Source organism: Arthrobacter sp. 05T420, from assembly GCF_056396305.1.
Genome location: NZ_JBFTLG010000008.1, coordinates 109,935 through 122,374 on the forward strand (window position 1 = coordinate 109,935; position 12,440 = coordinate 122,374).

Below are 12,440 nucleotides of genomic sequence, written 5' to 3' on the forward strand. Positions count from 1 at the left end.
GGGAAGTATACGGAACAGGCCTTAGGCGTGTCCGCACGCTTTTCAGTCCCAAGGAACCCTGGGAAGCCCGGGCACCCGGGCACCCGGGCACCCGGAAACAACTAATCCGGAGAGAGGCAGTTGTGATGTCCCTGCTGCACCACATCCGTTCGCTGCACAGCTTTGCCCCGGCCAACAAGGACCACGTGTCGGCTTGGCGGGTGGCGATCAGCGTGGCCGTTCCGTCCCTGGCGCTGTTGGCAGCCGGGCACCCGGAGCTGATCGGCTACGCTGTTTTCGGCGCGCTGACGGGCATGTACGGCCGCACCGAGCCTCATCAGCTCCGGCTCCGGCATCAAGGCCAAGCGGCCATCCTCCTGCTCGCCGGGGTGGGAATCGGCGTCTTCCTCTCTGTCCATCACATTCATTCGTGGGCCCTGGTGGTCGTGGAGGCCGCGTTTGCCGGCGTGGCGTCGCTGTTCACGGACAGAACGGCCCTGAAACCCGCCGGGCCGTTCTTCGGTATCCTGGCCCTGGGCGCGTGCGCGTCTGTTCCCGCCGCAGTGCCGTGGCACACCGCCGTCCTTATCGCCGCGGGATCGGCCGGGTTCTCAATCCTGATCGGCTTTGGCGGCTGGTTCCGGGGCCGCACCTGGCAGCGAGGTCGGCGGCGGGACGTCGAGGCGTTGCGCGGCGCAGGTCGCAGGGCGGCGTGGCTGCATGCCGGCCGCTACGTGAGCGCCGTCGGCGCCGCCGGCACGCTGGGAGTCCTCAGTGGCAGCGGCCACCCGCATTGGGCCATGGCCGCGGCGGCGGTGCCGCTTTCCGGCGCGGATCTGCCCAGCAGCGTATACCGCGGTGTCCACCGAATTGTCGGCACGCTTCTGGGCCTGGCGGTGGTTGCGGCCATCCTGTTCCCGTGGCCGGGGTCGCCGTTGCTGGCCTTCCCCGGCCATGAGGCCGCGGTCCTGGCGTGCCTGGTGATCGTCCTGCAGTTCAGCACCGAGCTGTTCATGGCCCGGCACTACGGCCTCGCCATGGTTTCCTTCACCCCGGTGATCCTGTTGATCGGACAGCTGGCGGCGCCTGCCGATCCCGGCGTCCTCATCGCCGAACGGGCCGTCGAGACCGGGGTGGGCGCCGCCGTCGGGATCTTGGCGGTCGTGCTGATCCGGCGACGGCGTGTGGCCGTTTCCTGATGTGCCCGGCGGCTACTTGGCGCGCCGCGGCGGCCCGGCAACGAGCCGCGGCGGCAGTACCCGCGAAACCGATGTCAGGACCTTGTAGCGCTTGCTGGGGATCGAGACGGCCTTGCCCTTGGCGTTGTCCGCCAGACCCTCGCTGACCACCTGCCGGGCTTCGAGCCACATCCAGCGCGGCGTCACCGTCTTGTCCATCCCCATCCGGTCGTGGAACTCGGTGTGGGTGAATCCGGGGCACACGGCGGTGACCTTCACCCCGCGGGCCGCGTAGGCCATGTTGGCCGAGCGCGAGAAGCTCAGCAGCCAGGCCTTCGCTGCGGAGTACGTTCCGCGGGGCAGGAAGGCGGCCACGCTGGCGACGTTGATGATCCTGCCGGACTGGCGCGCCAGCATGCCCTGCAGGGCGGCGTGGCTCAGTTCCATGGCTGTTTCGACATGAAGTTTCAGGTGCTTCTTCTCCTCGGCAATGTCGTTGTCCTCGAAGGACCGCAGCAAGCCGATTCCCGCATTGTTGACCAGGATCTCCACCGGCCGTAAGGGATCGGTGAGGCGCGCGACGACGGCGGCAATCCCGGCGTCGTCGGTCAGGTCCGCGGCAATTGTCTCTGCCGCAGTCCCGTAGCTGTTCTCCAGCTCCGCCGCCGTGGCCGCGAGGCGGCCGGCGTCGCGGGCCACGAGCACCACGCGGTGGCCATCTTCGGCGAGCTGGCGGGCGAACTCGGCGCCGAGGCCTGCCGTCGCGCCCGTAATGAGAGCGGTGGTGCCCGGCGTGGACGCTGTTTGTGGGTTCATAGCCACAGCCTAACGGTGCAGCGGCTCAGGCCAAGGCCGTGTCCGGCGCCAGTTCCTCCCCGTCCGCCAGACCGTCGCCGTCGCCGCCCGCCTGGTCGTCCCCGTCCGCCTGGTCGTCACCGTCCGCCAGGTGGCGGTTCTGAAGCTCTTCGGCCGCGAGCTCGTACCAGGTGTGGGCTCCGTACAAAGGGGTGCTCGTGTCGAGGTGGCGATACAGGGCGTCCGCGAGCCGGCACAACGCGGTGTCGGACAGGGCCCGGACCGTGGCCACAGGATCAAGGGTGTCCTCGAAGTACTCCGAAAGCGCCAGCCCGTCCATGCTGCCAAAGTCAGTGGCGCTGCCGGTTTCCGTAGCCAGCGGAACGTGTGCTGCCCCCAGCTCGGCGTCCAGACCGACCCGGAGTCCGGGGCCGATTCCGGCGTCCAGCACGGTCTCGAATCCGGCGTCAGGTCTTGTCGCGACGCGGGTGTCGAGTCCGGCGAGGACCACGGCGTCGGAACCGACGTGCAGGAGGCAGATAGGCAGCTCGGCCGGCTCGTCGAGGATCAGGCGGAACGGCACAGCCGCTCCGGAGTGCCCGGCGTCCGGTGATGGCGCCGGTCCCGGCGAGTGTCCGGCCTCTGCGAGCCGACGAAGGTCCAGCAACAGTTCCGGGTCCAGGTGGGACGTGCCGTGCAGGTCGATGACCACGTCGGCCCCCGCGGCGACCCGGGAGGCCCGACGCACGATGTGCATGAGGGCATCCGAATCCGACGGGGTAACGCAGCCGGTAATTTCGAGCGTGACATTGGCGGGATCGACGTCCATACGAACGAACACTCGCAGCTTGTGGTTCATGGGGTTCTCCAAAAAGGGACCTGTCCAAGAGCCAACTGCATAACTCTGCTCAAACTTTACGAGGTTGTTCTCCGGCTCACAAGCGGACCCGGCGCCCGCGCCAGTCCAGCCTGCAGTGACAGGCGCTCAAGCCCCCTCAGGCACCCGTTCCGGCCAGTCCACGTACTGGTGGTATGACTCATGTTTGCGCAGGTAGCGGTACATGAACGGGCAATTCGGGATGATCCTCTTGCCGGATGCCACCACGTCATCAAGGGCGAAGTGCGCCAGCACCTTGGCAAGCCCCTGGCCCTGGAACTGCTCTGCGGTATCCGTGTGGATGAAGTCGATATGGCCCGGCCTGTCGATGAAGCGCACCTGGACGGCCAGCTTGCCGCCGACACGGAGTTCGTAGCGGTGCAGCTCGTCGTTTCTGACTGTGGAGACGTCCGGGGTGAAGGTGTCTTCCGTAGTTGCCGAGTTCTCCGTCATGGTTCGACATTGGCACTTAATGGCGGGTGTGGCAATGGCGGTTCAGATCCGCCCTGCGGGTCAGGCGGCGTTGTGAGCCGAACGGGAATCCGGCCCAGGAGCACGACGGCGAGCGCGAAGCAGGCGGCACCCCCGCCCAGAAGCCCGAGCGTGAGCCCCTTGAGCGCCGCGTCTGCTGCCGGGACAAAAACGGCGACGGCGGCCAGCAGCACGGCGGCCGCCGGCCGGCTCTGGGACGGGCCGGACGCCGTCGGCCGCTCCTCCAGCCAGCCGAACAGCGCCAGCACCGGCAGCAACAGCGCAACGACGCCCAACAGCACCAGGGGCCGCCCCCACCACCAGGCCGCGCTTCCCCCGGCCGGCTGGGGAAAATTGGTCAGCAGCAGCAGCCCGGACATCGCCGCCAGCAGGGGCAGGTGCCACAGATAGACCGTCATGGACCGCCGGCCGGCCACTGCCATGGTCCGCCGCACCCCGGCCAGGGACGCCATCCGGGACAGCCCGGGCCGGAAGAGCTGGAGGGCGGCGGCCTGCGAGATGCCCAGGAGCAGCAGCGTCACGTTGGGCGGGTTGAGGTTCACCAGCATGTTCCCGGAGTACAGCCCCAGCAGGACTATCAGCCCCAGCAGCATGTTGCTGGCGACCATGATGCCAACGTGCGCCGGCCGGCCCGGCAGCAGCCGCGGGCCGTCCGCCAGGATGAATCCGAGCTGCTGCACGGCGCACCACAGGAACACCATGTTCAGGTAGGCCAGCGGCGGCAGCACTCCCCGCAGGCAATCGACCGTTACCACCAGGGAGGTGAGCCCGGCGAGGGTCAGCCAAGGCGCGCGGGTGTGGAGGGCGGCCAGCCAGGGAAGGTTGAGTTGCGCGGCGAGGTACGCGGCCAGGAACCACAGCGGCATCCCTGCTCCGCTGGTGAGCAGCTCGATGACCTGCGGGTCAACCCCGGCCAGGCGGGCCGCCGACAGGGCGATGAACATGATGGCCAGCAGGACTGCGGCCGGACGGATCAGGCGCAGCAGCCGGCCCTGCATGAAATCGAAGGCGTTGCCGCCCCTGGCGCGGAGCCGCCGCCAGGACTGCAGGCCGGTGATCCCGCCGGCCACGAAGAACAGCGGCATGATCTGGAGGACCCACACCACAGGCTCAAACCAGTGCTGGTTGCCCAGGATGTTCTCGGTGGTCACCGTGCCGTCCGGGTGCAGCACGGGGCTGACCATCATCGTGTGCGAGACCACCACCAACGCCAGGCAGAAGAACCGGACAAGGTCGATGACCGGGTCGCGGTCCGGCATCGGGGCCGGGCCGCCGGCTGACCGCTGCTGTGGAACCATGGCGCCCCCTGGGAAGGCTGGCTGTGTAGCGTCCATTGTCGGCCTTGGGGGCCCTGGCGGCCAGAGCAGTTTGGCCCAGATCCGCGCCGATGGTCAGGAGGGTGAGCAGCCTCCAGCATGCCGGTCACGGCGGCGGGGCAACGGCGTCAAAAGGGCAAAAACGAGGGAGGCCAGGATCATGGTTCGATCCCGGCCTCCTGTTCCGCCTGCTACCTCAGCGGGAGAGCGTGGCCAGTGCGGTAGTGGCGAACGCCTTGGCAGATGCATCCCAGTGGCCCAGCAGTGCCTGGAGGTTCTCGCCGTCGGCCCGGTGGACGGTGGCCTGTTCCTCAAGGACCGCCAGGACGCCGGTGCGCAGCTCGGTGTTGAAGTTGACCTTGCCCACGTTCATGGCCGCGGCCTTGACCAGTTCCTCGGCCGGAAGACCCGAGGCCCCGTGCAGGACCAGCGGAATCCGGGTCCGCACGGCGATGTCCTGCAGCACGTCCCAGCGCAGCCGGGGCTCCCCCTTGTACTTGCCATGGACATTGCCCACGGCCACGGCGAGCAGCTGTGCCCCGGTGCGGGACACGAAGTCCTCCACCTGGGCGGAGTCGGTGAGGCCGGCGGGTTCCTCGGCCACGTCGGTCCCGAAGGCCCGGTCCTCGTCGCCGGCGAGTCCGCCGAGTTCGGCTTCAATCACGACGTCGGCTCGCCCCTGCGCCGCCAAGGCTGCCCGGACGCCCTGGACCAGTGCGATGTTGTCCTCGAAGGGCAGCGAGGACCCGTCGACCAGCACCGAGTCGGCTCCGGCGCTGACGGCGTCGTTGATCACCCGCGGGTCGGCGGCGTGATCGAGCTGCACCGCAATCGGAACGCCGGCTGCGTCGGCGAGTCCGCGGAGGGCGGTAATCAGCCGCAGCCCGTTGGGGGTGGCCGCGGTCTTCGGCGCGACCAGCAGGATGGCGCCCCGGCCGGATTCCTCGGCCGCCGCCACCACGGCGAGCGCGGTGGTGAAGTCGTAGCAGGTGAACGCCGGGACGGCCGAGCCGTGCTGCAGGGCGCCGGTGACCAAGGTGTCGAGTTGGGTACGCATCAGGCGCTCAAGCCTCCTACCAGGATCCAGGCGACGAACGTCAGGGCGAAGCCGGCCAGCCCGAGAATGGTCGTCAGCACCGTCCAGGTCCGGAGGCCGTCGGAGACGGTCAGGCCGTAGTAGCGCACGACGGTCCAGAATCCGGCGTCGGTCACGTGGGACAGGCCGAGGGCACCGAAGCCGATGGCGATCACGATCACGGCGATCTGGGCCGGCGAGTAGCCGCCGCCGGCAACGGCGGAGGTCAGCAGGCCGGTGGTGGTGACGATCGCGACAGTGGCTGAGCCCTGGGCGGCGCGGAGGGCAAGGGAAATGATGAAGCCAAGAACAATGACCGGCAGGCCCAGTTGGTCCAGCGTCTGGGACAGGGCTGCACCGATACCGGAGGTCCGCAGGACCTCGCCGAACACACCGCCGGCCGCGACGACCATGAGGATGGACGCGATGGGAGGCAGCGCACCTTCGAAAATCTCGCCGGTTTCCTTCAGTGACCAGTTGCGGCGCACGGCCAACAGGAAGAAGGACAGTGCCACGGCCACCAGCAGGGCGAAGAACGGGTTGCCGATGAAGGCGGCCAGGCCGTACCAGCCGTTGTCTTTGGGAATGGTGAGGGTGCCCAGCGTGCCGACCAGGATCTGCACGATCGGGGCAGCGATGAGGAAGATGATCAGGGCCGGACGCGGCGGGGCAACGGCGAGGGCACCTGGGCCGTCGTGGCCGACGCGCACCAGGGACCCTGAACCGTACTCGTCCACCTGGGCCTTGACTGCGGGCAGCAGCTCGTAGTCCCTGCTGTTCATGATGCTGGCAACCCAGTAGGACAGGAAGCCGAGCGGGATGCAGATGAGCAGCGAGATGAGGGTGATCAGTCCGATGTCGGCGCCGAACACCCCGGCACCGGCCACGATGCCCGGGTGCGGCGGGACAGCCACGTGAATGGACAGCATGATCCCGGCCATGGGCAGGCCGAACTTAACCGGGTGCACCTTGGCGATCTTCGCGAACGCGTAGACGATCGGCACGAGCACGATGATCCCCACCTCGAAGAACACCGGGATGGCCACGAGGAATCCCACCGCGGTGAGGGCCACGGCCACCCTCCGGGCGCCGAGCTTGGCGGTGAAGTGCGCCGCGAGGGACTGCACACCGCCGGAGACCTCGATCATCCGGCCCAGTATGGCGCCGAGGGCGATCAGGAGTGCCACCTTGCCCATGGTGCCCCCCACCCCGTTGGCCACCACGGTGAAGACGTCCTTGAGCGGGATCTGCGCGGCCACGGCCACCAGGATGCTCACGGTCAGCAGCGCCACGAAGGCCTGGATCTTGAAGCGGATGATCATGAGCAGGAGCAGGGCTACGCCGGCGGCGGCGATGGTCAGCAGCAGCGGAGTTCCCAGCTCCACGGCGGGCTTGATGACAGGCGCGTCGGCCGCGCGCACCATCAGGGAATTGAGCAGGGGGGTCATGAAGGGGGTGTCTCCTTTGACAGGAAAGTCGTCCGACGATTCAACCGCGAGGTGAAAGTGGCGGATCAGGGGCGGGAGGGACCCGGCGACGGCGGAAGGGGGGACCGCCGTCGTTCGGGGGTGTGGTGGATGGTTAGGCGGTGCGCTTGGTGGGCGCGATGACCTTGATGACGGCGGAGTCATCCGCGGCGGCGAGGCCCTGGGCCTGGCCCAGGAGGTAGAGCTGCTCCGCGGCGGCGGCCACCGGGGCGGCGAGGCCGGCGGCGCGGGTGGCCTTGCCGACGATCCCCATGTCCTTGACGAAGATGTCCAGGCGGCTGAGGACCTCGGCGCCGTTTTCCGTGTAGGCCTCCAGGATCCGCGGGCCGCGGTTGGAAAGCATGAAGGAGCCCGCCGCGCCGGCTTCGAGGGCGGCGAGGGTCTTGGTCTGGTCCAGGCCGAGGGCGTCGGCCAGGGCCATTGCCTCGGCGGCGGCGGCGATGTGGATGCCGCAGAGCAGCTGGTTGACGGTCTTGAGGGCCTGGCCGTCGCCGGGCTTGTCGCCGACCACTGTCAGGGTGGAGGCCAGAAGTTCCAGGGCCGGGCGGGCCTTTTCCTGGGCTTCGGGCGATGCGCCCACCACGATCAGCAGGTCGCCTTCGCCGGCACGCTTGGGGCCGCCGGAAAGCGGGGCATCAACCAGCTCGACGCCGTAGGCGGCCAGGCGGTGCACGGTGGCCGGGATCGCCTCGGTGCCCACGGTGCTGCCCAGGATCACGACGGAGCCCGGCCTGAGCACGGAGGCCACGCCGTTCTCGCCGAAGAGGACATCGTTGAGCTGCTCCCCGTTGCGCACCGCCAGCAGCAGCGCGTCGGCGCCCTTCGAGGCTTCCTGGGCGGAGGCGAACGTGCGGATGCCGGCCTCTTCAGCCAGCTTCAGGCGCGGCTCGGCGATGTCGAAGCCGTGGACGGTGAGCTGGCTTGCCAGGCGCGTGGCCATGGGCAAGCCCATGGCGCCGAGGCCCAGGACGGTGATGGTGTAGTTGCTGGTCATGGTGTTCTCCATCGAATGACGTGTTGTGGCGTGCGGTGCTGGTAAGAATGCGGTGCTGGTCAGAAGGTGCTGCTGAGCTTGCGCGTGACATCGGCGAGGGACTGGTCATCTCCCACGTTGCCGGCGAAGACGATGTACGGAATGCCCTTGGCCGGGCCGTCCACCGGCTCCCACAGGCTGACAATGCCCGGCAGCATGGGCCCGCGGACAATCGCGTGCCGGATTTCCAGGCCGTGCGCGGCCACGTCCGAGGACGTAATGCCGCCCTTGGCAATCACAAAGCGGGGAGGGAAAGTCTTGAGCGTGCGGTTCACGACGGCGACGACGGCGGCCGAGACGGTGCGCGCGATCCGCAGGCTTGCGGCGGCGTCGTCGGTCTTGATCAGGAGCCGGCTGGTGTGGACGATCACGTCGCCGCCGTGCAGGGCATCGACCACCTTGTCAACGGTCTGGTCCAGGTGGCTGTCCGCGTTGTCGCCGAGCAGGTTCTCGACGTCGATTTCCACGATGCGGGCGGCGCTGTGCTGCTCGGTGAGGACCTTGAGCTGACGGGTTGTGACGCCCACATGCGAGCCGACCACGATCAGGCCGCCGGCTCCCGAGGGGGTGTTGCCGGCGTAGGCTTCCAGGCCGCTGAGTTCGGACCGGATTTCCTGGCCGATCCGTGCCCGGACGAACGGCGGGCCCACACGGTAGAGGAGCTTCTTGCCGCGGCGTTCCGCTTCTTCCAGGCCCAGGGACAGGGCGCGCAGATCGTTTTCTGTGACGATGTCCGCGACGATCGGGGTGGAGTCCGTGGCGGTGTCGACGGCGTCGGCAATGGCCTTGGCGGAAATGTTCGGATCGGTGGAGGCCCGGATGATGTTCAGGTCCAGCACGATCACCGAGAATGCGGCGAACCGGCCGTTCGATTTCTCCTCGACGTACTTGGCCATCTCGGAGTTGGCGAAGCCGAAGCTGGCGTCCTTGGCGAATTCGGTCTCAGCCACGGGGGTGAGCTTGCCGGCGTCGTCGCCGGTGCCGCGCATGTAGTGCACACCGCCGATCGTTACGCGGCCGGCGTCCGGGAATGCGGGGACGATCACGACGCCGTCGGTCGTCTGACCGTTGACGGCGGTGACGGTGGCGGCGATGACATCCGGTTCAAGCGGGTAGTGGCCGCGGAGGGTGGAATCGCTGCGGCTGACGAAGCTGAGCCGCAGGGCGGGGTCAGCGGATGCTGCGGCAGCGAGGGCGTTCCGGACGACTTCCTCGTTGCGGACAGCCGCCTCGGCAGGGTCAAGGCTGCGGGTGTTGGTCAGGACGTAGACCGCGCGCTGGCGCTGGCCGTTGACTTCGTAGCCGAACGCCCAGGCGAAGTCCGCCACGTCCCAGCGGGTGAGGACCGGCAGGTTCGCCACTGACTGCGTGCCGGTTGGGTCGTCGTCGAGCACTACCAGGACCCGCGGGGACGCCTCGGACGAGGCGGCCACGCTGTCTGCCACTAGCCGGGCGGGGATCTGTACTTCCGCGGGGAAAGCGGCCAGCACGTCTGCTTCGAGGGGCACTATGCACTCCATTGTGTGGGGATCATTCGGTGGAAACCTGAGGCTCCACGGGAGCCACAGAAGGGGGTATATGTAAGATGTCAGACATCTTATATCTGGGTGCTAGTGTGGCATATGGCACAACGGCGCGCAAGTAGACTTGGCCATCAGGAGCACGCCATCAGGCATAGCATGACGCTGGACGGGGAGAATTGGCTAGGAAATCGCTGGTCGGCGTAGTGGCCGACGAACTGCTGGACCGGATCATTGCCGGCGAGTTTCCGCCCGGTGCGAGCGTCCCCGGCGAACTTGAGCTCAGCTCCCGGCACGAAGTCAGCCGAATGACCGTGCGCGAGGCCATGAAAACCCTTGAAGCCCAGCGGATTCTCAGCGTGGAGCGAGGCCGCGGCACGTTCGTGAACCCGCTCAACCGCTGGGGCTCCCTGGATGCCGTGCTGCGGGCAGCCTCGGAGGGCAAAAACGACGCGTCGGCCGCCATCCAGCTCATTGAGCTGCGCCGAATGCTGGAAACGGGCGCCTGCGAACTGGCCGCCGGGCGGATGGCGGATTCCGACATCCTGGCCCTCCGCGCGCAGGTCGATAAGATGCGGCTGGCGCACGAGAACAACGATCTGGCGGCGTTCGTCGAGGCGGACCTCGCCTTTCACGACCTCATCCTGCAGGCGTCGGATAACGTGTTCGTCGCCGTATTGTTCGAGCCCCTGCACCGCGTGCTGGAAAAGCGGCGGACGGAAACGTCCAAGGTCCCGGAGATCCAGGAGCACGCCATCGGGCACCACCAGAGCATCGCGGATGCCCTGGCCTCACGCGACCCGCACCGCGCCCGCGACGCCATGGACGCCCACATGCAGCAGACCCTCGACGACCTGAAGACCTTTGTCCTGGCCGAAGGGCCCGCCTGACGCGAAACCGCAAGGCTTGGTGCGCCCGGGCGCGCGGGCCGTGCCGGGCGTGCTTGGCCGGGCGCGCTTGGCCTGATGCGCGGCTCAGGCGAGCGAGAGGAAGAGCTTCTCGAGTTCGGCCCGGTCCACGCTGGGGTCTTCCTGCTGCATGCAGTGCTGCAGGCCCGTGGCGATGATGGAGAATCCCGCCTTGTCCAGGGCGCTCGAGACGGCCGCCAGCTGGGTCACGACGCTCTTGCAGTCACGGCCCTCCTCGATCATCCTGGTGACTGCCGCGAGCTGCCCCTGGGCGCGGCGAAGCCTATTGACGACAGGCTTCATGTCGGTGGGATCGAGTTCCATTGGTTCCTCCGGTTCGATGCGTCGGGTCATCATTATACCCCCCTGAGTATTTTCGCCCCCTTGTCGCAGACCCCGTGGGGGCGGCGGCGAAAGCGTCCACGGTGCCTCACTAGGGGCATAAGTACCTAGCGCGGCATGGAATATCGGCGTATTGGTGGTGATGTGAACGCCGCCAGGTTCCTCGAGCCGGACGCCGGCCATACCGGCGCCAATATCCCCGCCGCGGGGCCGTGGCATTCAGGGGATCGGGGCTCCGCACGAGGGCATCCCGGCGCCCGGCGTTCCCGGCCCTGGAGCCGGTACGTCGCCTTGGGAGATTCGTTCACGGCAGGCGTCGGCGACCCGGAACCGCTGAGCCCCGGCGGCATGCGGGGGTGGGCGGACCGCATTGCCGAGGAACTCGGTGAGGGCCGCGGCGAGTTCGGGTACGCCAACCTCGCCATCAGCGGCCTGGTTCTGCGCGAAATCCTCGACCAGCAACTCGGACCGGCCCTGAGCCTGAAGCCGGATCTCATCACCCTCTCGGCCGGCGGGAACGATCTCGTGTTCCATCGCGGCGATCCGGACCGGATGGCGGCCGCCCTCGACGAGGCTGTGGCAGTACTCTCGGCCACCGGGGCCACGGTGGTCCTGTTCACCGGGCCGGACTGGGGCGAGACCGCCGTGTTCGGGCACATCCGGGGGAAGGTCGCGGTATTCAACGAGCACCTCCGTGTCATTGCCGCCCGGCACGATGTCCTTATCGCTGACCTGTGGGCACTGCGGCAACTGAGCGATCCGCGGATGTGGGATCCGGACCGCCTGCACTTTTCGCCGCTGGGACACCACACCATTGCAGCCATGGTCCTGGACACGCTCAACGTGCCACACCGCCTGCGGCCGCTGGAGCCCAAGCCCATGCCGCCGGGCAACTGGCGGGAGGCCCGCGCCGGTGACCTGGCCTGGGTGGCGCACTACATGCTGCCCTGGATGGTGAGCCGGATCAGGCCGCGGGCAGACACTCTGCCCCGGCAGGCCAAACGCCCGCTGCCCGGACCCCCTCCCGGGGTCCCCGGCTCCGGTCCCAAACCCCTAGTCCGGCCGGGTTCAGTCGGCTAGTCTGCAGGAACGGCCCGCAGCCGGGCATCGATGGCGATCACGAGGAGCGAAGTTGTCTAATCACACTTACAGCATTTCTGAAATTGTCGGAACCTCGAACGAGGGCGTCGATGCAGCCGTCCGGAACGGCGTCGCCGAGGCCGCCAAGACCCTCCGGAACCTAGATTGGTTCGAAGTCAAGGAGATCCGCGGCCACCTTGAAAACGGGCAGGTAGCCGACTGGCAGGTCACCATCAAGCTCGGGTTCCGCCTGGAGCGCTGACGCCAGCCTCCGGAGCGACGGCGGCACGCAGTTGGAGCAACGGCGCCCGCCTTCGGAGGAAACCCGCAATGCGTCAGGGCGGAGGAGGTCAGGACG

At 68.1% G+C, this 12,440-nt stretch carries 13 protein-coding genes; 4 read left to right on the plus strand and 9 right to left on the minus strand.

The window, feature by feature from the left end; translation table 11 throughout:
* Nucleotides 1–125: 125 nt before the first annotated feature.
* Complete coding sequence (locus tag AC1DEM_RS09830; protein ID WP_476884182.1) at nt 126–1,178, plus strand: FUSC family protein; 1,053 nt, start codon at nt 126–128, stop codon at nt 1,176–1,178.
* A 12-nt stretch (nt 1,179–1,190) separates the two neighbouring features.
* On the opposite strand, the gene AC1DEM_RS09835 is transcribed toward AC1DEM_RS09830, so the two are convergent.
* From AC1DEM_RS09835 to AC1DEM_RS09870, 8 genes are all read right to left on the minus strand, one after another.
* A complete protein-coding gene (locus AC1DEM_RS09835) occupies nt 1,191–1,973 on the minus strand; it encodes an SDR family NAD(P)-dependent oxidoreductase (protein ID WP_476884183.1) in 783 nt (260 codons plus the stop codon).
* 25 nt (nt 1,974–1,998) lie between these two features.
* Nucleotides 1,999–2,811 (minus strand): hypothetical protein, encoded by an 813-nt coding sequence (locus AC1DEM_RS09840; protein WP_476884184.1) that lies wholly within the window; start codon nt 2,809–2,811, stop codon nt 1,999–2,001.
* A gap of 126 nt (nt 2,812–2,937) precedes the next feature.
* Complete coding sequence (locus tag AC1DEM_RS09845; protein WP_377984537.1) at nt 2,938–3,282, minus strand: GNAT family N-acetyltransferase; 345 nt, start codon at nt 3,280–3,282, stop codon at nt 2,938–2,940.
* Nucleotides 3,279–4,619 (minus strand): acyltransferase family protein, encoded by a 1,341-nt coding sequence (locus tag AC1DEM_RS09850; protein WP_476884185.1) that lies wholly within the window; start codon nt 4,617–4,619, stop codon nt 3,279–3,281. The genes AC1DEM_RS09845 and AC1DEM_RS09850 overlap by 4 nt, the downstream gene beginning before the upstream one ends.
* 214 nt (nt 4,620–4,833) lie before the next feature.
* Nucleotides 4,834–5,694 carry a class II fructose-bisphosphate aldolase gene (locus AC1DEM_RS09855; protein ID WP_476884186.1) on the minus strand — a complete coding sequence of 287 codons (861 nt, stop codon included), beginning with the start codon at nt 5,692–5,694 and terminating at the stop codon, nt 4,834–4,836.
* On the minus strand, nt 5,694–7,160 hold the full coding sequence (locus tag AC1DEM_RS09860) for a GntP family transporter (protein ID WP_476884187.1): 1,467 nt from the start codon (nt 7,158–7,160) through the stop codon (nt 5,694–5,696). The genes AC1DEM_RS09855 and AC1DEM_RS09860 overlap by 1 nt, the downstream gene beginning before the upstream one ends.
* A 133-nt stretch (nt 7,161–7,293) precedes the next feature.
* Nucleotides 7,294–8,193, minus strand: a complete 900-nt coding sequence (locus tag AC1DEM_RS09865) for an NAD(P)-dependent oxidoreductase (protein WP_476884188.1) — start codon at nt 8,191–8,193, stop codon at nt 7,294–7,296.
* A gap of 59 nt (nt 8,194–8,252) precedes the next feature.
* Nucleotides 8,253–9,740 carry a four-carbon acid sugar kinase family protein gene (locus AC1DEM_RS09870; protein ID WP_476884189.1) on the minus strand — a complete coding sequence of 496 codons (1,488 nt, stop codon included), beginning with the start codon at nt 9,738–9,740 and terminating at the stop codon, nt 8,253–8,255.
* 191 nt (nt 9,741–9,931) lie between these two features.
* Here AC1DEM_RS09870 and AC1DEM_RS09875 point away from each other — a divergent pair, with 191 nt between their 5' ends.
* On the plus strand, nt 9,932–10,642 hold the full coding sequence (locus AC1DEM_RS09875; RefSeq protein ID WP_476884190.1) for a FadR/GntR family transcriptional regulator: 711 nt from the start codon (nt 9,932–9,934) through the stop codon (nt 10,640–10,642).
* A gap of 84 nt (nt 10,643–10,726) precedes the next feature.
* On the opposite strand, the gene AC1DEM_RS09880 is transcribed toward AC1DEM_RS09875, so the two are convergent.
* Nucleotides 10,727–10,984, minus strand: coding sequence for a metal-sensitive transcriptional regulator (locus tag AC1DEM_RS09880; RefSeq protein WP_476884247.1), 258 nt, complete (start codon nt 10,982–10,984; stop codon nt 10,727–10,729).
* A gap of 162 nt (nt 10,985–11,146) precedes the next feature.
* On the opposite strand from AC1DEM_RS09880, the gene AC1DEM_RS09885 reads away from it, so the two are divergent.
* Both AC1DEM_RS09885 and AC1DEM_RS09890 read left to right on the plus strand, forming a co-directional pair.
* Nucleotides 11,147–12,082: an SGNH/GDSL hydrolase family protein gene (locus tag AC1DEM_RS09885; RefSeq protein ID WP_476884191.1), complete on the plus strand. Its 936-nt coding sequence runs from the start codon at nt 11,147–11,149 to the stop codon at nt 12,080–12,082.
* A gap of 52 nt (nt 12,083–12,134) precedes the next feature.
* Nucleotides 12,135–12,344: a dodecin gene (locus AC1DEM_RS09890; protein ID WP_090954457.1), complete on the plus strand. Its 210-nt coding sequence runs from the start codon at nt 12,135–12,137 to the stop codon at nt 12,342–12,344.
* Nucleotides 12,345–12,440: the final 96 nt, after the last annotated feature.